This window comes from Plantactinospora sp. CNZ320 (assembly GCF_002846275.1).
The window spans coordinates 3,301,201-3,319,947 of sequence record NZ_PJMP01000001.1; the positions used below are offsets into that span (position 1 = coordinate 3,301,201).

14 protein-coding genes are annotated in these 18,747 nt (G+C 71.9%); 4 read left to right on the forward strand and 10 right to left on the reverse strand.

Annotation, left to right across the window (positions count from 1 at the left end):
* Positions 1 to 40: 40 nt before the first annotated feature.
* Positions 41 to 259: a DUF397 domain-containing protein gene (locus CLT71_RS14440; protein ID WP_101371446.1), complete on the forward strand. Its 219-nt coding sequence runs from the start codon at positions 41 to 43 to the stop codon at positions 257 to 259.
* Between the two features lie 69 nt (positions 260 to 328).
* On the opposite strand, the gene CLT71_RS14445 is transcribed toward CLT71_RS14440, so the two are convergent.
* Complete coding sequence (locus tag CLT71_RS14445; protein WP_101367563.1) at positions 329 to 1,102, reverse strand: hypothetical protein; 774 nt, start codon at positions 1,100 to 1,102, stop codon at positions 329 to 331.
* Between the two features lie 356 nt (positions 1,103 to 1,458).
* Here CLT71_RS14445 and CLT71_RS14450 point away from each other — a divergent pair, with 356 nt between their 5' ends.
* Together CLT71_RS14450 and trpS are read left to right on the forward strand one after the other, a co-directional pair.
* Entirely contained in the window at positions 1,459 to 4,176 is a 2,718-nt protein-coding gene (locus CLT71_RS14450; protein WP_101367564.1) for a PQQ-dependent sugar dehydrogenase, read from the forward strand.
* 245 nt (positions 4,177 to 4,421) lie between these two features.
* Positions 4,422 to 5,453, forward strand: coding sequence for a tryptophan--tRNA ligase (gene trpS / locus CLT71_RS14455; protein ID WP_101367565.1), 1,032 nt, complete (start codon positions 4,422 to 4,424; stop codon positions 5,451 to 5,453).
* A 12-nt stretch (positions 5,454 to 5,465) separates the two neighbouring features.
* Here trpS and CLT71_RS14460 read toward each other — a convergent pair whose 3' ends face one another.
* The 8 genes from CLT71_RS14460 to CLT71_RS14495 form a co-directional block, all read right to left on the reverse strand.
* Positions 5,466 to 5,981 carry a GNAT family N-acetyltransferase gene (locus CLT71_RS14460; protein ID WP_101371447.1) on the reverse strand — a complete coding sequence of 172 codons (516 nt, stop codon included), beginning with the start codon at positions 5,979 to 5,981 and terminating at the stop codon, positions 5,466 to 5,468.
* Between the two features lie 72 nt (positions 5,982 to 6,053).
* Positions 6,054 to 7,538: a GTPase ObgE gene (obgE, locus tag CLT71_RS14465; RefSeq protein ID WP_101367566.1), complete on the reverse strand. Its 1,485-nt coding sequence runs from the start codon at positions 7,536 to 7,538 to the stop codon at positions 6,054 to 6,056.
* Positions 7,539 to 7,696: 158 nt separating this feature from the next.
* The gene (rpmA, locus tag CLT71_RS14470; protein ID WP_101367567.1) at positions 7,697 to 7,954 is read right to left on the reverse strand and encodes a 50S ribosomal protein L27; all 258 of its coding nucleotides are present in this window, start codon (positions 7,952 to 7,954) and stop codon (positions 7,697 to 7,699) included.
* A gap of 29 nt (positions 7,955 to 7,983) precedes the next feature.
* Positions 7,984 to 8,298, reverse strand: a complete 315-nt coding sequence (gene rplU / locus CLT71_RS14475) for a 50S ribosomal protein L21 (RefSeq protein ID WP_101367568.1) — start codon at positions 8,296 to 8,298, stop codon at positions 7,984 to 7,986.
* 237 nt (positions 8,299 to 8,535) lie between these two features.
* A complete protein-coding gene (locus CLT71_RS14480) occupies positions 8,536 to 9,069 on the reverse strand; it encodes a hypothetical protein (protein ID WP_101367569.1) in 534 nt (177 codons plus the stop codon).
* 148 nt (positions 9,070 to 9,217) lie between these two features.
* Positions 9,218 to 12,358, reverse strand: coding sequence for an Rne/Rng family ribonuclease (locus CLT71_RS14485; protein WP_101367570.1), 3,141 nt, complete (start codon positions 12,356 to 12,358; stop codon positions 9,218 to 9,220).
* Positions 12,359 to 12,467: 109 nt separating this feature from the next.
* Positions 12,468 to 13,214: a TIGR03936 family radical SAM-associated protein gene (locus tag CLT71_RS14490; RefSeq protein WP_101367571.1), complete on the reverse strand. Its 747-nt coding sequence runs from the start codon at positions 13,212 to 13,214 to the stop codon at positions 12,468 to 12,470.
* A 136-nt stretch (positions 13,215 to 13,350) separates the two neighbouring features.
* Positions 13,351 to 15,339 carry a TIGR03960 family B12-binding radical SAM protein gene (locus tag CLT71_RS14495; protein WP_101367572.1) on the reverse strand — a complete coding sequence of 663 codons (1,989 nt, stop codon included), beginning with the start codon at positions 15,337 to 15,339 and terminating at the stop codon, positions 13,351 to 13,353.
* A gap of 236 nt (positions 15,340 to 15,575) precedes the next feature.
* Between CLT71_RS14495 and CLT71_RS14500 the strand changes: the two genes are divergently transcribed.
* Positions 15,576 to 17,456, forward strand: a complete 1,881-nt coding sequence (locus tag CLT71_RS14500) for a hypothetical protein (protein ID WP_101367573.1) — start codon at positions 15,576 to 15,578, stop codon at positions 17,454 to 17,456.
* 449 nt (positions 17,457 to 17,905) lie between these two features.
* Here the strand turns inward: CLT71_RS14500 and CLT71_RS14505 are convergent, their stop codons facing one another.
* Positions 17,906 to 18,592 (reverse strand): lysophospholipid acyltransferase family protein, encoded by a 687-nt coding sequence (locus CLT71_RS14505; protein WP_101371448.1) that lies wholly within the window; start codon positions 18,590 to 18,592, stop codon positions 17,906 to 17,908.
* Positions 18,593 to 18,747: the final 155 nt, after the last annotated feature.

Here is an 18,747-nt window from a genome sequence, read left to right on the forward strand (position 1 = left end):
GGCTCGGTCCCGGGCAGATCACGCTATGGAGGAACCGACGATGGCGCAGCACCCCAAGGGCGATTTCGACCTGTCGCGCGCCGTGTGGCAGCGGGCCGAGGGTGACGACTCCGAGGGCGCGGTCGAGATCGCGTTCGTCGACGACCTGATCGGCATGCGCAACTCCGCCGAACCGGATGGTCCGGTGCTGGTCTTCACCCAGGCCGAGTGGGACGCCTTCGTGGCCGGCGCCCAGGACGGCGAGTTCGACCTCGACTGACGACCTCGGGGGGTCGGGCGGGCATCTCCAGCGGCACCGACCGGCCGGGCCGCAGGACCGCAGGACCCGTCAACAGGCGTCGGTACGCTCCCACCGGTCACCCTGCGCCGGGGCGGCCGGGGACGGCGATTCCGACGCGGCGGCGGGGACCGTCGGGTCGGGTGAGGGTGGCGCCGAGGTGGCGGTACCGGCCGAAGGCGTCGGGATGACGACCGTGACCGTCATGGTGCCCCGGCCTATCGTCACCTTGCTGTCGACCCGGTAACTCTTGTCGCCGAGTTCGACCGGTCGGTGCCCCCTGACGTTCAACCAGGTCGCACCGTCCTGGATGTACGCGACCGCCACGACGTCGTGTTCCGGATCAAGGTTCTCGGTGGTGAACAGCATGCACGAGCCGATGTCGGGCACCTTCCAGACGGCGTACGACCGGATCGTGGTGAGCCCCTCGGAGATCGTCCAGGAGAGTTTGCCGTCCTGGCTGGTCAGTACGGTGACGCTGGTGATGGTCGCCCGGGACCGGTTCTGGATCTGGAGCGCACCGACACCCATCGGGTTCTCCGGATGGTCCACGGGGATCGCCCAGAACGTCACGTCGTCCGCGTTCTTCGCCCGTTCCTGCTGTTCGGCCAGCGTGTTGGCGTCCTTGGCGTAGGTCAGCGAGATGACCGACACCACCAGGCCGGCCAACGCCACCAGCAGGGTCAGCAGGTTGCTGTGCCGGTCCCAGAACCTGCCCGCAGACTCGCTCTCCGCTGCCGCCGTCGGTGTCGGCACCGGGTCCGGGGGCGGGTCCGGGGTCGGGGTCGGCGGGACGGGCGACGCCGGGGTATCTGGATCCGCCATGCAGTCCTCCCGTTCGATGGGCGGCTGACACAGTAGTGCCGGCAGACAACGCCGGCTCAGTGCCGGCAGACAACGCCGGCCTCGGCCGACCGGTCGGTCGGATTCGGTTCGCCCGACCGGACAGGCACTCTCCGATGATCCGCCGAGGCGGTGCGTCATGATCCGGGTGAGATCATCCCCATACATCAGACGACGTACGGTTAGCCCGTAGTCACGAGATGCTCACTCCGGGCGGGACCGGGCTGCCTGGCTCCGCCCCTCCCCCTAGCGTGACAGGTCCTTTGTGCACCCGGTCCCGGACCGGTGCGAGGGTCGCACCGTGCACTACTTGGAGCTGCGCCAAGTTGGGGGAACGAATGCCATCTTCCGCACGACCGTCACCGGTCAACCGCCTGCTACGGACAACAGTCGCGGTCGCGCTGGTCGCCGCGCTCGCCGCACCGATCTCCGGTACGGCACCCGCCGCCGCGGTGGTGCTGCCGACCGGCTTCCAGGAGCAGGTCGTCTTCACCGGCCTGAACCAGCCGACGAACATCGAGTTCGCTCCGGACGGGCGGGTCTTCGTCGCCGAGAAGGGCGGCCGGATCAAGGTGTACGACGACCTCGCCGACACCACCGCCACCGTCTTCGCCGACCTGTCCGCGAACGTGCACAACCAGCACGACCGGGGGCTGCTCGGGCTGGCCCTGCACCCGGACTTCCCCACCCAGCCGTACGTCTACGTGCTCTACGCCTACGACGCGCCCCCGGGGCAGACCGCGCCGTACTGGAACGACAACTGCGCCGCAGTCGGCGGTACCAACGGCGGGCGGTGCATCGTCACCGGCCGGCTCTCCCGGCTGACCGCCGCCGGCAACACGATGACCGGCACCGAGCAGGTGTTCATCGACGACTGGTGCCAGCAGTACGCCAGCCACGCCACCGGTGACCTGCGGTTCGGTGCCGACGGCATGCTCTACGCCACTGCCGGCGACGGAGCCAGTTACGACCTCGTCGACTACGGCCAGCTCGGCAACCCGCCGAACCCCTGCGCCGACCCGCCCGGCGGCACGATGTCCCCGCCGACCGCCGAGGGCGGTGCGCTGCGTTCTCAGGACTCCCGGACCACCACCGATCCGACCAGCCTGGACGGTACGGTGGTCCGGCTCGACCCGCTGACCGGCGCCGCCGCCCCCGGCAACCCGTCGGCGGCCAGCCCTGACCCGAACATCCGGCGGATCGTGGCGCAGGGACTGCGCAACCCGTTCCGGTTCACCGTCCGGCCCGGCACCAACGAGGTGTGGGCCGGTGACGTGGGCTGGACCCGCTGGGAGGAGCTCAACCGGGTGGTCGACCCGACGTCCGGGGTCACCAACTTCGGCTGGCCGTGCTTCGAGGGCGCCGGCCGGCAGAGCGGCTACGACAGCGCCAACCTCGACATGTGTGAAACCCTCTACAGTGGAGCTGGCCAGACGGCGCCGTTCTACACGTACGACCACGCCGCCCGGGTGGTGACCGGAGAGGCGTGCCCGACCGGCAGTTCGTCGATCTCCGGTGCCGCGTTCTATCCGGCGGCCGGTGGCAGCTACCCGGCCGAGTACGCGGGCGCGCTCTTCTTCTCCGACTACTCCCGGGACTGCATCTGGGCGATGCTGCCGGCCGCACCCGGCGGGCTGCCGGAGGCGAGCAACAGGCGCACCTTCGGCAGCGCGGCGGCGAACCCGGTGGACCTGGCGATGGGGCCGGGCGGTGACCTCTACTACGTCGACCACGCCGGTTCGGTACGCCGGATCCGCTACTTCCCCGGCAACCAGCCGCCGGTCGCGTCGATCGCCGCCTCACCCACCTCCGGGACCGCCCCGCTGACGGTGAACTTCGACGGCACCGGCTCCACCGACGCCGACCCGGCTGACGTGGGCCGGCTGCGCTACGAGTGGGACTTCACGAACGACGGTACGGTCGACGCCACCACGGCGACGGCGACGTACACCTATCCGGCCGGTGGCCCCTACACCGCCCGGCTCACCGTCTACGACACGCTGAACGCCTCCGGCACCCAGACGGTGCCGATCCAGACCGGCAACAGCATGCCGACGGCGGTGATCGACAGCCCGGACGGCGACTTCACCTGGGCGGTCAACGACACGATCAGCTTCACCGGGCACGCGACCGACCCCGACCAGGGCACCCTACCGGCCAGCGCGCTGCACTGGCGGATGCTGCTGCACCACTGCTACACGCTGGACAACTGCCACACCCACACGTTGCAGGACTTCACCGGCACCAGCGGCAGCATGTTCGGGCCGGACCACGAGTATCCGTCCTATCTGGAACTGGTGCTCACCGCCACGGACAGCGGCGGGCTGTCGCACAGCACAAGCGTGCGGCTCGACCCGAAGACAGTCGACCTGACCTTCAACTCCAGCCCGCCGGGCCTGCAACTGGTCTTCGGCTCGACAGCCCAGGCGGCGCCCTTCACCCGTACCGTTATCCAGGGATCCAGCAACACCGTCAGCGCGGTCACCCCGCAGACCCTGGGCGGCGTACCGTACGTCTTCGGCTCCTGGTCCGACGGTGGGGCGCAGACCCACGTGGTCACCGCCCCGACCACCCCGACCAGTTACACCGCCACCTACAACCCGCAGTCCGGCAGCGTTCGGCTGCCGCAGTCGGCGTGGACGGTGGCCGGGGCGGACAGCCAGGAGACGCTGCTGGTCAACGGCCGGGCCAGCAACGTCCGGGACGGCAGCAGCTCGTCGATCTGGCACACCCAGCGGCTGCTCTCGAATTCGGCGCACCCGCACTGGATCGACCTCGATCTGGGCAGCGCCCGGACGGTCAACCGGCTCTACTACCTGCCCCGGCAGGGCTCGAACAGCGGCGGCCGGATCACCGGCTACGAGGTGTACGTCTCGAACAGCCGGAGCAGTTGGGGTACCCCGGTCGCCACCGGCACCTTCCCGAACAGTACGGCGGAGCAGACGGTGACGATCCCGCCGACCAGCGGGCGGTACATCCGGTTCCGTGCCCTCGGTGAGGTCAGCGGCAACCGGTGGACCTCGGTGGCCGAACTCAACGTCGGCGTCACCCCCTGACAGTGCAAGGAAGGGCCCCTTCTTATCGCATTTTGTAGATGAAGGGGCCCTTCCTTGCAGCCCCCGGTGGCGGCACCGGCCTGCTACCGTGTAGGTGTGCGGATGACCTCGAACGGTTGGTGGCTGCCCTGACGGGCGGCCCACGCATCCGCGTACCCGAACAACAGCCAACGGCCGCCCTCCGGGCGGCCGTTTCGCATGCGCTCACCCGGAGGCGGCTGCCAACCCGGTAAGGAGCACGTGTCATGGCCCCGAACGCACCACTTCCGGCAACCACCGCACTCGCCCCGAAGGCACCGGCGGTACGCCGGATCACCGGCCTCAAACCAACCGGCCACCTGCACCTGGGCAACCTGGTCGGTGCGATCCGGCCGATCGTCGACGGTCAGTACCGGGCCGAGACGATCGTCTTCCTCGCCGACCTGCACGCGCTGACCGTGGCCCACGAGCCGGCCCGGATCCGGGCGCTCACCATCGAGCAGGCCACCGTGCTGCTCGCCGCCGGCCTCGACCCGGACCGCGCGCTGCTCTACGTGCAGTCGCAGGTGCCGCAGCACACCGAACTGCACTACCTGCTGGAGTGTGCCACCGGCTACGGCGAGGCGCACCGGATGATCCAGTTCCGGGAGAAGTCCAGCGGCCACCAGCAGGTCCGGCTGAGCCTGCTCAGCTATCCGGTGTTGATGGCCGCCGACATCCTGCTGCACGACGTGCAGGAGGTGCCGGTCGGCGACGACCAGAACCAGCACCTCGAACTCACCCGTACCGTGGCGACCCGGTTCAACGCCCGGTACGGCGACACCTTCACCATCCCCCGGGCGGTCCATCCGACCGTGACGTCCCGGGTGATGGACCTGGCCGACCCGACCGCGAAGATGGGCAAGACCAACGCCAACGGGGCGGGGACGATCTTCCTGCTCGATCCGCCCGATGTGATCCGCCGTAAGGTGCTGCGCGCGGTCACCGATCCGGACCGGACCGTCGGGTACGACCCGCAGCACCGCCCCGGCGTGGCGAACCTGCTGGAGATCCTGGCGACCTGTCTCGGCGGTTCACCCGCTGCCCTGGCCGCCGAGTACGGCTCGTACGCCCAGTTGAAGAACGCGGTCGCCGAGGCGGTCGAGGCGATGCTCCGGCCGATCCGGCTGCGCTACACGGAACTCGCCCGCGATCCGGGCTACGTCCGGCGGGTACTCGCCGACGGCGCCGACCGCGCCCGCGACAACGCCGTCGACACCGTCCACCGGGCGAAACAGGCGGTCGGCCTGCTGCCTTGAAGGCCGCGTCGGCTACCCCAGGGAAACCGTGGCGCCGGCCCGTCCGGTCCGCCACTGCCTCCCCGGGGTAGCCGGCCACCGCTCCTGCTCCGGCAGGGGCTTCTCGAAGCAGACGCTGTAGGGGTTGGTGGCGTACTCGCCGTAGGCAGGGATCTCGGTGTAGCCGGAGGAGAGACAGAGCTGGATGGCGGCGGGGAGGTGGCTGCCGGTCTCCAGCCGCAGTACGGTGTGCCCGGTCCGCAGGGCAAGTTCCTCCAGGGCGTCGAGCAGCTGCCGGGCGAGGCCCTGACCCCGGTGGGCCGGCCGCACGTACATCCGGTTGACCTCGGCGGTGTCCCGGTCCAGCGTCTGGATCGCCCCGCAGGCGACCGCCCGGCCGGCGAGCACGCCCACCAGATAGCGGGCGTCGTCGTGCGGCACGAACACCTGGCCGGCCGGACCGCCGTCGGCCTGGCCAAGCTCATGCTGCTGGGCCACCAGCAGGGCGGCCAGCTCGGGATCCGACGACGCACGTGACTCGATCAGCACACCGGCGACGCTAACCACCAGGTCTTTCAGCGAGGTTTCGACCAGGTGGACCGGGTACGCCGACGCGGCGAACTAATCCGTGTCCGGCGCCGTACCCCCGTCGGGCCGGTGCACCGTGCCGTCCGGGGTCGCCTCCGGGGTCGCCTCCTCCGGCGGTCGCTGCCGACGGGCCTTCCGGGCTGCCAGCCGCTCGGCCGCGGTCGGTCGGGTCACCTTCTCGGCCAGCCGGCTGTCGGTGCCCCGGGCACTCGGCACGTACTCGACACCGGCGTAGAGCGTCGGCTGCCAGTCGAACTCCCGCTCCCCGATCCGGACCAGGCTGCCCGGCTCCGCGCCCGCCTTGCCGAGTTGCTCCTCGACGCCGAGCCTGGCCAGCCGGTCAGCGAGGTAGCCGACCGCCTCCTCGTTGTCGAAGTTCGTCTGCTTGACCCAGCGCTCCGGCCGCTGCCCGCGCACCACGTACGCGCCGTCCGGCGCCGTCTCGATGGTGAAGCCGGCGTCGTCGACCGCGACCGGCCGGATCACGATCCGGGTCGGCTCCAGGTCGGGTGCCGCCGCCCGGGACTGCTCGACCAGCTCCGCCAGGGCGAAGGTCAGCTCCCGCAGCCCTTCCCGGGTCACCGCCGAGACCTCGAAGACCCGCAGGCCACGAGCCTCGATGTCGGGCCGGACGATCTCGGCCAGGTCCCGCCCGTCCGGTACGTCGATCTTGTTGAGTACGACCAGTCGGGGCCGGTCGGTCAGCCCGCCGTACTCGGAGAGTTCGGCCTCGATGGCGTCGATGTCGGCAAGCGGATCGCGTCCCGGCTCCAGGGTGGCCGCGTCCACCACGTGCACCAGCACCGCACACCGCTCGATGTGCCGGAGGAACTCCAGCCCGAGCCCCTTGCCGGTGGCCGCTCCGGGGATCAGGCCCGGCACGTCGGCGACGGTGAAGGTGTGCTCGCCGATCCGGACCACGCCGAGGTTCGGCACCAGCGTGGTGAACGGGTAGTCCGCGATCTTCGGCTTGGCCGCCGAGAGCACCGAGATCAGCGAGGACTTGCCGGCCGACGGGAAGCCCACCAACCCGACGTCGGCCACGCTCTTGAGTTCGAGTACGACGTCGAGCCGGTCCCCCGGCTCACCCAGCTCGGCGAAGCCGGGGGCCTTGCGCCGGGCGTTGGCCAGCGAGGCGTTGCCCCGACCGCCGCGACCGCCCCGGGCCACCTCGAAGGTGGTGCCGGCGCCCACCAGGTCGGCCAGCACCGTGCCGTCCACGGCGTGCACGACGGTGCCGTCCGGCACCTTGAGCACCAGGTCGTGCCCGTTGGCACCGTCCCGGTTGGAGCCGGCGCCACCCTTGCCGTTCTCGGCCTTGACGTGGGGGCGGAAGTGGAAGTCGAGCAGGGTGTGCACCTGGGGGTCGACCACCAGGGAGACGCTGCCGCCGTGTCCACCGTTGCCGCCGTCCGGCCCACCGAACGGCTTGAACTTCTCCCGGTGGATCGAGACGCAACCGTGCCCGCCGTCACCGGCCTGCAGGTGCAGTACGACCCGGTCAACGAACGTCGTCACGCTGCAATCCTTTCATCGACGCCGACCCGCGGCGCCGGATACGGCACAGGTCGGCCCACCGACTACGGACAGCCGCAGCCGGTCGACCGGTGCCAGAGAAACGGCGGAGCGGGCCCGGACACCAGGGTCCGCGGCCCGCTCCGCCGGAAGAACTGACGTTACCGCTCGGACGGCACGATGCTGACGACCTTGCGGCCGCGCTTGGTGCCGAACTGGACCGCACCGGCGGCCAGCGCGAACAGCGTGTCGTCGCCGCCGCGACCGACCAGGTCACCGGGGTGGAACTTGGTGCCCCGCTGCCGGATCAGGATCTCGCCGGCGCTGACGACCTGCCCACCGAACCGCTTGACGCCGAGTCGCTGCGCCGCGGAGTCGCGACCGTTCCGCGAGCTGGACGCACCCTTTTTGTGAGCCATCTGAGGACGACCTGTCTTTCCGCTGGGGCTTACTTGCCGTTGGAGATGCCGGTCACCTTGACCTGGGTCAGCGGCTGGCGGTGACCCTGGCGCTTGTGGTAGCCGGTCTTGTTCTTGAACTTGTGGATCCGGATCTTCGGACCCTTGGTGTGTGCGGCGATCTCGCCGGACACCGCGACCTTGGCCAGCTGCGCGGCGTCGGTCACCAGGTTGTCCCCGTCGACGAGGAGGACGGCGGCGAGCTTGATCGCGTCGCCGGGCTGGCCGACCAGCTTCTCAACCTCGATCACGTCGCCCTCGGCGACCTTGTACTGCTTGCCGCCGGTCTTGACGATCGCGTACATCGGACGCGGACTCCCTGTCGTTGAGGCTGCGGGTGGTTGTTCGCGACGGCCCGCTCGACCGCACAGGTACGGGGCAGGCACGCGAGAACGTGGCACGTAATCAGCGCCGCAGGTTAGCGTACGCCATGACAGGCCGCTCACCCAAACCGGCCCCCGCCGCCCCGGGGCCGGTGACCAGGCTCGCCGACCCGCTCGCCGCTGCCCGAGGTCCCGGGCAGCGCTGCCGACCCGTCGGGGTCAGCTCGGGCAGAGCGCGTCCAGCCGCTGCTGCAACTGCTGGAGCTTGTTCTCGTCGACCGACTCGACGCTGGCCTTCATGGTGCCGACCTCGGTGGCGATCTCGGCCAGTACCGCCTTGAGCCGCTCGTCGGTGGCCCGGGCGGACTGCTCCCGCATCGCGGCGCTCCAGGACTGCAACGCCGCCTCCGCCTTGCGCTGGGCCGCCTGCGCTCCGGCGGTGTCACCGCTCCCCGCCGCCTGGAGCGATCTGCCCAGCTCGGAGACGAAGGTCTGCACGGAGAAGGTGGCGGCCTTGGTTGCGGCCGCACAGACCTCCTTGCCGTTGCCGCCGGCCGGGCTGGTCTCCACCGGCGGTGAGCCGGCCGGGCCGCCCGGGCTGGCGCCCGGCGACGCGGTGGCCGACGACGACGGCACGCCGGCCGACGGGACGGCGGATGGCCCGGGGCCAGCGACACCGTCCCGCTCACCCGAGCAGCCGGCCGCCGCGAAGAGCGCGGTGGCGATAGCGGCGGTCACCAGCAGGCGTCGCATGGTCGTCTCCTCCTCGAGAGGGGGTGCGGCTGCTCCGCGAGCGGGACGGCGCCGACAGTGGTCGGCGTCCGGCCCGGAACGCGAGGAAGTGCCCAGCCTAGCCACCAGCAGGGTCAGCGGAGCAACCCGCTGCGCCGGGCGTTCCCGGTCAGGGCCGGGTACGGCGGCGGGTGCCACCCCGCCGGGCCCGGCGACGACCGCCGCCGATCTCCGCGCCCTCGGCCTCGGCGTCCAGGTCACCGGTCTCCTCGATGCCGTCCGGGTCACCTACACCGGCCAGTCGCATCGACTCGGCTGGTGCGTCCTCGACTAGGTCGCCGGCCTCGGCGGTCTCCGCCTCGTAACGGGACAGGTCGTACCCCATCGTGTCCTCATACTCCGGGACCTCGACCACGACCCGCTCCGGCGCGGCCGCCGCCTTGCGGCCCCGGCGCCGACCGCTGGCCGGCGCCTCCGAGGTCGGGGCGGGGGCGGCGGTACCGGTGGCCGAGGCGACCGCCTTCACCTTGTCCCCCGCGCCGGAACGGGCCTTCTCCGGTACCGGCTCGGTGTGGATGATCAGGCCACGGCCCTTGCAGCAGTCGCAGGTCTCGCTGAACGCCTCGAGCAGACCGGCGCCGATCCGCTTCCGGGTCATCTGGACCAGGCCGAGCGAAGTGATCTCGGTCACCTGGTGCTTGGTCCGGTCCCGGCCCAGGCACTCGGTGAGCCGGCGCAGCACCAGGTCCCGGTTCGACTCCAGCACCATGTCGATGAAGTCGATCACGACGATGCCGCCCAGGTCGCGAAGCCGGAGTTGCCGGACGATCTCCTCGGCCGCCTCCAGGTTGTTCCGGGTGACCGTCTCCTCCAGGTTGCCGCCGGCACCTGTGTACTTACCGGTGTTGACGTCGATCACCGTCATCGCCTCGGTACGGTCGATCACCAGGTGACCGCCGGAGGGGAGGAAGACCTTCCGGTCCAGCCCCTTGAGGATCTGCTCGTCGATCCGCCGCTCGGCGAAGACGTCCGCCGTACCGGTGTGCCGGCGCAACCGGGGCACCAGGTCGGGCGAGACGTGCGACAGGTACGACTCGACCATGTCGTACGACTCGTCGCCCTGCACCACCAGCTCGCGGAAGTCCTCGTTGAACAGGTCCCGGACCACCCGGATCACCAGGTCGGGCTCCTCGTAGAGCAGCACCGGGGCGCCACCCTCGGCCGCCTTCGCCTGGATGTCCTCCCACTGCGCCTGGAGCCGCTTCACGTCCCGGGCCAGCTCGTCCTCGCTGGCGCCCTCGGCGGCGGTCCGGACGATCACGCCGGCACCGTCCGGGACCAGCTTCTTCAGGATGTCCCGCAGCCGCTTGCGCTCGGTGTCGGGCAGCTTCCGGCTGATCCCCGAGGCGTTGCCGTGCGGCACATAGACCAGGTGCCGGCCGGAGAGCGCGATGTGGCTGGTCAGCCGGGCGCCCTTGTGCCCGATCGGGTCCTTGGTGACCTGCACCAGCACCGAGTCGCCGGAACGCAGCGCCTGCTCGATCGAGCGGGCCCGGCCCTCCAGCCCGGTGGTGTCCCAGTTGACCTCACCGGCATAGAGCACCGCGTTGCGGCCGCGCCCGACGTCGACGAAGGCCGCCTCCATGCTGGGCAGCACGTTCTGCACCTTGCCGAGGTAGACGTTGCCGGCCATCGTGCCGGCGGAGGCCCGGGTGACGTAGTGCTCGACCAGCACCCCGTCCTCCAGTACGGCGATCTGGGTCCGGTCACCGCGCTGGCGTACCGCCATCACCCGGTCGACCGCCTCTCGGCGGGCCAGGAACTCGGACTCGCTCAGGATCGGCGGCCGGGTACGCCGCTGCTCGCGGCCGTCCCTGCGGCGCTGGCGCTTGGCCTCCAGCCGGGTCGACCCGGAGACGCCCTGCACCTCGTCCACGGACCTGCGGGGCTCACGGATCTTGATGACGGTGGGTACGCCGTCGTCCGCCGTACCGTCGGTCTCCCCGGCACCCTTGCGCCGGCGCCGCCGGCGGCGCCGGGTCACCCCGTCACCGACCTCGCCGTCCTCGTCCTCGTCGTCGGCGCCCTCCTCGGCCTGGGCCGCCGGCTCCTCGCCCTCCTCGGCGTCCTCGATGTCGTCCGCGCCGCCCCGGCCCCGGCCGCGACCCCGGCGACCGCGACGCCGCCGACGCCGGGCCGCCGCGCTCTCCTCGTCCTCGTCGGCCTCGATGTCGGAGTCGATGAGGTCCAGGGCCTCCTCGTCGGCCACGGGCTCGACCACGGGCTCGACCACGGCCTCCGGCACGGCGGGTTCGGCACGCCGGGCACGGCGACGCCGTCGGGTGCCCTCGACGGGCTCGACCGGCACACCCTCGGCCTCGGCGGCCTCGGCCTCGGCCGGGCGGGTCGGCTCGGCCGGCTCGACCGGCGCGGCGACCCGCACCGGCGGGGTCTCCGGCTCCGGGGCCATGAACAGCACGGTCGGCGCGGAGAGCGCCGCGCGGCGCCGACGCCCACGGGGGCTCTCTACGGCCACCACCTCGGCCTCGGCGTCGGCCGGACCGCCGGACGGCGGCAGGCCGGCTCCGCCGGTCGGCTCAGGGGCGGCCGGCGCACCGACGTCGGACCCGGTCGCCGGGACCTCGCCGGCCGCCTCGGGGGCGCTCTCGCCAGCCGGCGGGGTGGCAACGGCCGCCTCGGTCGGCTCGGCCGGCGGCGCCGCCTTCTTCCGGCGGGTACGGGTCACCTTCACCGGCGGTACGGCCTCGGTCGCGGCCCCGTCGTCGGCGCCTCCGGCAGGGGTACCGGGGTCAGCGGTCGCAGCCGGCTCTCCGGCCGGCAGTACGGTGTCGTCCTTCTTCTCCGCCGTGGTGGCCTTCCGGCGCCGGCGGGTCGCCTTCGGGGCGGGTTCGATGTCGGCGGCCACCGGTGCCAGCACCTCGGCGTCGGGTGCCTCTCCGCTGGTGGTCCGGGCGCTGCTGGGCGCCTCGGCCGGTACCCCGGCCGGCGCCGGCTCACTCGACGTGCTGGAGGTACGACGCCGGGTGGTACGCCGCCGAGGTGCCGCCTCGGCGCTGGCGTCCGCCGTGCCGGTGCCCTCCGGGCCGGCGCTCTCGGCGCTCGTGCCCTCGCCGCTGCCGCCCGCGTTGGCGCCCTCGCCGCTGCTGCCGCCCGGGTTCATGGCGCCGCTGCCGCCCGGGTTTATGGCGTCGCTGCTACCACCCGCGTTGGTGGTCTCGCCTGCGTTGGTGGCGTCGACGGCCGGCTCCGCGCCGGTCCGGTCTCCGCCCTCTGGCTCGTTCTCGAGCATGGACGTTCTCCAGTTCTGGCTTCCCCGGGCGCGGGTGAGCGCTGCCACGCAGGGTTGCCGCAAAGTATTTCCGGTGACGCGTCAAGGTGACCGGGTCGCCGAAGTCTGCCTACCTGACCGCCGGCCGGGCTTCCGGCTGGCGTTCGCCGATGGCGGTCCCGTCGCGATCCGCCTCCAACGGATCCACGATCTCCCCCTGCGCGGTCAGCGTGCCCTGTGCCAGCCGGGTCGCCCTCGGCGGCACCGGCGGCTCCAGGTCGGCCACCACGCGGAGGCCGGAAAGGACGTCATCGGGTCGCACGGACGGGGTGACCTGCCGTACGACCACTTCGAGTATCGCACACGGTACGCCCGCGACCCCGGAAGGTGCCTCGGTCCCCTCGATCACATCGACGACTGTCACGGCGGCGCGGGTGTCGAAGACGCGTCGTCCCTGCTTGGTCATCCGCTCGACCAGCACCTCGGAGGCGGCCAGAAAGGTCGACACGGCGGCGCGAAGGACATCCGGCTCGACGCCGGGCAATTCGATCCGCCAGCGGGACGCGTCGATCCGGTCGGCGAGGCTGCCGCCGGTGGCCACCACCGCGTCCAGCACGTCGAGTCCGGGCGAGAGCACGCCGTCCAGGGCGATCCGCAACTCCATCGGATCGACCGGCCGCTGGAGCCCGATCTCCAGGTACTCCGCCTCGCTGGCCACCCCGGTCGGGGCCGCGCTGGCGTAGGAGATCTTCGGGTGCGGGGTGAAACCCTGTGAGAAAGCCACCGGTACGCCGGCCCGGCGCAACGCGCGCTCGAAGGCCCGGGCGAAGTCCCGGTGCGAGGTGAACCGCAGGGGGCCACGTTTGGCGTACCTGATTCGGATCCGCTGTACGACCGGCGCCTGGCCGCCCTCCGGCTGTGGTTTTCTGCTGATCGTGCCGCTCCTCGGGTACGGATGGTCGGGGTGTGACCGCTCCCCCGGAGCCGACAGCGTCCGGGCGGAACGGTCGAGGTCAGTGTCCGGCGCCGGCCGGCAGCCGCAGGCCGGCGTTGACCGGCGTCAGCGGCAGCAGCTTCCTGCCGGTCGGGCCGATCTGGATCTCGGTGTCCATCGACGGGCATACGCCGCAGTCGAAGCACGGGGTCCACCGGCAGTCGTCCTGCTCGTACTCGGTGAGGGCGTCCTGCCAGTCCTGCCAGAGCCAGTCCTTGTCCAGCCCGGAGTCGAGGTGGTCCCAGGGCAGCACCTCGGTCTGCTCCCGCTCCCGGACGGTGTACCAGTCGAGGTCGACCCCGAAGGCCGGCAGCACCTCGGCGGCGGCGTCGACCCAGCGCTGGTAGGAGAAGTGCTCGCTCCAGCCGTCGAACCGGCCGCCGTTCTCCCAGACCCGCCGGATGACCGCACCGACCCGCCGGTCGCCCCGGCTGAGCAAGCCCTCGATCAGCGACGGCTCACCGTCGTGGTAGCGGTAGCCGATCGCCCGGCCCAGCGACCGGTCGGAGTTGATCGCCTGCTTGAGCAGCCGGAGCCGGTTGTCGATCACCTCGGGGCGCTCCATCGGCGCCCACTGGAACGGGGTGTGCGGCTTGGGCACGAACCCGCCGATCGACACGGTGCAGCGGATGTCCTTTGAGCCGGTGGCCGCCCGACCCGCCTTGATCACCTCGTGCGCGAGCCGGGCGATCTGCAGGACGTCGGAGTCCTCCTCGGTCGGAAGCCCGCACATGAAGTAGAGCTTCACCTGCCGCCACCCGTTGGTGTAGGCGGTGACCACGGTGCGGATGAGGTCCTCCTCCGACACCATCTTGTTGATCACCTTACGGATCCGCTCCGAACCGCCCTCCGGGGCGAAGGTGAGCCCGGTACGCCGGCCGTTGCGGGACAGCTCCTGGGCCAGCTCGATGTTGAAGGCGTCCACCCGGGTGGAGGGCAGCGAGAGCGAGACGTTTGTGCCCTCGTACTGCTGGGCCAGGCCGGAGCACATGTCGCCGATCTCCGAGTGGTCGGCCGACGAGAGCGACAGCAGCCCCACCTCGTGGAAGCCGGAGTACTCCAGGCCGTCGCGCACCATCTGCCCGACCGTGGTGATCGAACGCTCCCGTACCGGCCGGGTGATCATGCCCGCCTGGCAGAACCGGCAGCCTCGGGTACAGCCCCGGAAGATCTCCACCGCGTACCGCTCGTGCACGGTCTCGGCGAGCGGCACGATCGGCTTCTTCGGGTACGGCCAGGCGTCCAGGTCCATCGTCGTGCGCTTGTGTACCCGGAACGGCACGTCCGCCCGGTTCGGCACGACCCGCTGGATCCGGCCGTCGGGCAGGTAGTCGACGTCGTAGAAGCGCGGCACGTAGACGCTCTCGGTCCGGGCCAGCCGGAGCAGCAGCTCGTCCCGCCCGCCGGGGCTGCCCTCCTCCTTCCAGGCCCGGACGATCTCGGTGATCTCCAGTACGGCTTCCTCGCCGTCGCCGAGCACCGCCGCGTCGATGAAGTCGGCGATCGGCTCCGGGTTGAACGCGGCGTGCCCGCCGGCCACGATCACCGGGTGCGCGTCGGTGCGGTCGGCGGAGAGCAGCGGGATGCCGGCCAGGTCGATCGCGGTGAGCAGGTTGGTGTAGCCGAGCTCGGTGGCGAACGAGATCCCGAAGAGGTCGAAGGCGCCGACCGGCCGGTGCGCCTCGACGGTGAACTGCGGCACGCCGTGCGCCCGCATCAGCCGCTCCAGGTCGGGCCAGACCGCGTACGTCCGCTCGGCCAGTACGTCCGGCAGCTCGTTGAGCACCTCGTAGAGGATCTGCACGCCCTGGTTCGGTAGGCCCACCTCGTACGCGTCCGGATACATCAGCGCCCAACGGACGACCGCCGGCTCCCAGTCCTTCACAACAGCGCCCAGCTCGCCGCCGACGTACTGGATCGGCTTGCTGACCTGGGGCAGCAGTTGCTCAAGCTGCGGCCAGACCGTCATCGCCGCTGGCCTTTCCGCGGCGGACGACGCGGCGCTCATGGAACCTCCCGGGACATCACGCTGGAACACCAACCATTCAGGGTACGCGCCATCCCTGTCGCTCCGGCGCGTAGTCCCCGCGCCCTGGCTGGTGCGGCGTTTGCGCGGAAAGCTCCCCGTACGCCCGCTCGCCGGGGATTTCCCCACCGTCGCCGACGGCTCGTACCATCCGGCGTGCAACGACCGATTGGTCGGACGGTACTAACCTCGGACGGGCGCGAGAGGAGATCCGCACAATGTCCCAGCCCCAGCCGGAGGAGACCGTACCGGCGGGCCGAGCCACGCCGGCCGGGCCGCCCCCGGCCGACGGTTCGGCGCCCGTGGCGTCTGGCGACCGGCCCGTACCGGGCGACGACGAGCACGACGGCCGGACCGGCCACGAGCCGGACGACCGGACCGACGACGAGCGGGGTGACCGGACCGACGACGAGCGGGACGACCGAGCCGCTGACCAGCAGGAGCGCCGGGCCGGCGAGCCGACCGACACGGCCGTGGACGTCCCGACAGGACCGGACGGATCCGCCGAGGCGGAGGCCGACAACTGGTCCGCCGACCGGTCCGCCGAGGCCGCAGACGCCGACGACGACCTGGACCGGCCGACCCGCCCCACGCAGCACCCAGCCAACCCGGCCGGAGAACCGGTGCGCCCAGCCGCCACCACCGGAAGTCCGACAACCGGGGAATCGCGCCCCGACCCGACCGAACGCGACGTGCGCGAGGGGTCGGCCCCCGCCGTCGACGCACCACCACCGTCCCCGGTCGATCAGGCGCCGTCCCCGACCGCCGCCGACCCCGAGCCGGCCGAGTCGGGTACGCCGCTGGCGACGTCACCGCCGAAGGGCGACGGGCCGGCTCCCACCCGGATCGCTGCGCCGCGCTGGACCGGCTCGGCGGCCGTACCACCGCCCGGGCCGCGCAAGCGTCGCTGGTTCCGGGGCGACGCCGAAGGGGCCGACGGCGAGCATCCGGACGGCGCGGCGGCGGCACCGACGGTGCGGACCCGACCGCCCGACCCGACCCTGCGGATGCCGGCGGTCGAGGCGGACGAGGACGAGATTCCCACCCCGGTCGACCCCTGGGCGGATGCCGCCGACGATCCGTGGGCCGCGCACCCGCCGTACCCGCCGGTCGCCGGCCACCCACCCGCGCCGGGTCACCCACCGGTCGACTTCGACGCGCCGGTCAGCCCACCCCCGGCCCGGCAGTTGCCGGTGACCCGGCGCTTCCCCGCGCCGACCGGCCCACCGCCGCCACCGCGCACGACACCACAGCGCGCGACACCACCACAACGCACGGCACCGTCACCTCGCACGGCACCGCCGCCACCGCCGCACGCGGCGCCGCCGCCGGCCCGGGCCGCCCGACCGCCGGCCGCGCCAGCGCCAGCGCCAGCGCCACGGAAGCCGCCACCACCACCGCCACCGGTCGCCCCGCCGCGACCGGCGAAACAACGGCGTCGGCCGGAGGCGCCGCCGCTGCGCAAGGCGCCGCCCGCCCCCATTCCGCCGGTACGCCGACGGCGCCGCTGGCCCGGGGTGATGTTCACGCTCACCGTGCTCAGCATCGTCTGCTGCTGCGGCATCCCGGCGTACTACGCCAAGCCGGTCTGGGACCAGTACCCGGCGTCGCCCAGGGATCCGCTGCCCGCCGAGGTACTCGACCTGCGACTGCTGGACAACGCGTCCGGCCGGCAGACCGCCGAGCGGTTGAAGCAGGAGGTCCAGGGGCGCAACTGGTTCAACAGCGGAGAAGCGTTCGCCGGGGTGTACCGGGCCTCGAACGGCAAGGAGGTGGTCATCTTCGGCAGCACCGGCTTCCGGCTCAGCCCGGAGTCGGCGGTGCAGGAGGAGGTCACCCGGCTCCAGGACGAGTACGGGGTCTCCTCGGTCGAGTCGGTGCCGACCGGCGTGCGCGGCGAGTACCGCAGTTGCGGCACCGGCCGGGTCGACGGTGACGAGGTGGTGATCTGCACCTGGGCGGACCACGGCAGCCTGGCCACCGCGCTGTTCACCCGACTGTCGATCGCGGACAGCTCCGAGTTGCTGACCACGCTGCGGGAGAACATCATCGTGCGAGACCCGGTCGGCTCCGGCGGCGGCAACTCCAGCACCGGCTGAACCGGCCGGCCCGCAGCACTGCTGGGCCGAGGACAGCGGCGGTGGCTGGCGGTCGACGAGCCGCGGTTCCAGGAACTACGGTCTAGTGCCTCGTCTTTGCAGGTTGGTCGGGTGATCCGGTGCCGCCAGGTATCTCTGGGTCGGCGATCTGGCGTCGGGTCGGGTGCGGGGTGGGGATATGCGCCGGGGAGACTGTCGAGCTGCCCCGCTTGTGTGCCCACCCTCCCGGGCTGCCCGAACCCCCGGGCCCGCCCGGCGGTCGACCCGAACCGCGGCACGCCGTCGGCAACCCCGACTTCCGTGCCCCGCTTGTGCACCCAGCTCGACAGTCTCCGCGCCGACCACCCCGGCTCCGCCGCCGATCGCTCACGGCTTTAAACCGTGATCCAAATGACGGATCACCGCCCCACACCTAAACGATCACCCCATCAACCTGCAAAGACGAGGCACTAGGAGCCGCCGTTCTCCGCCGTGTTGCGGGCCGGCGCGTACCGGGGCACGTATTCCTGCCCGGTCAGCTTCTGGATCTCCGCCATGATCTCGTCGGTGATCTGCCGCAGCGAGGTCCGGTCCGTCGGGCGGCCGACGAACTCCATCGGCTTGCCGAACCGGACGGTCACCTTGCCGGTACCCAACCGGGGCAGTCGGGCCCCGATCGGCTGGACCCGTTCGGTGCCGATCATCCCGACCGGGATCACCGGCACCTCGGCGGCGAGTGCCAGCCGGGCCACCCCGGTACGCCCCCGGTAGAGCCGGCCGTCCGGCGACCGGGTGCCCTCCGGATAGATCGCCACCAGGTCACCGGCACGCAGCACCGGAATCGCCCCGTCGAAGGCCGAGAGTGCGGCTCGGCCGCCGGCCCGTTCCACCCGGATCGCGCCGAGCCCGCTGATCACCGACCGGGTGATCCAGCCGCGCAGCCCGGTACCGGTGAAATACTCGGCCTTGGCCCAGAAGGCGAGGTGCCGGGGCACCACCGAGCCGAGGAACAACTCGTCGGCGACCGAGAGGTGGTTGCCCGCGAAGATCGCGCCGCCGGTCGCGGGGACGTTTTCCAGACCCTCCACGGTCGGACGCCAGGCAACCCGCATCGCGGTGCCGACGGTGTACTGGCCGATGGTGTAGAGCAGCGGCACGGGACCTCCGTCGGTCAAGGTAGTGGGGCGCTGTCACGTTAACCGACGCCCGACCGGTCCGCGTAGGTGACCGTCTCGATCACCTGCCCGGACCGGTCGGGCGGCACCCGGCAACGCTCCTCGCGACGCTGTCGGACCGCTCAGCGCGCGGGACC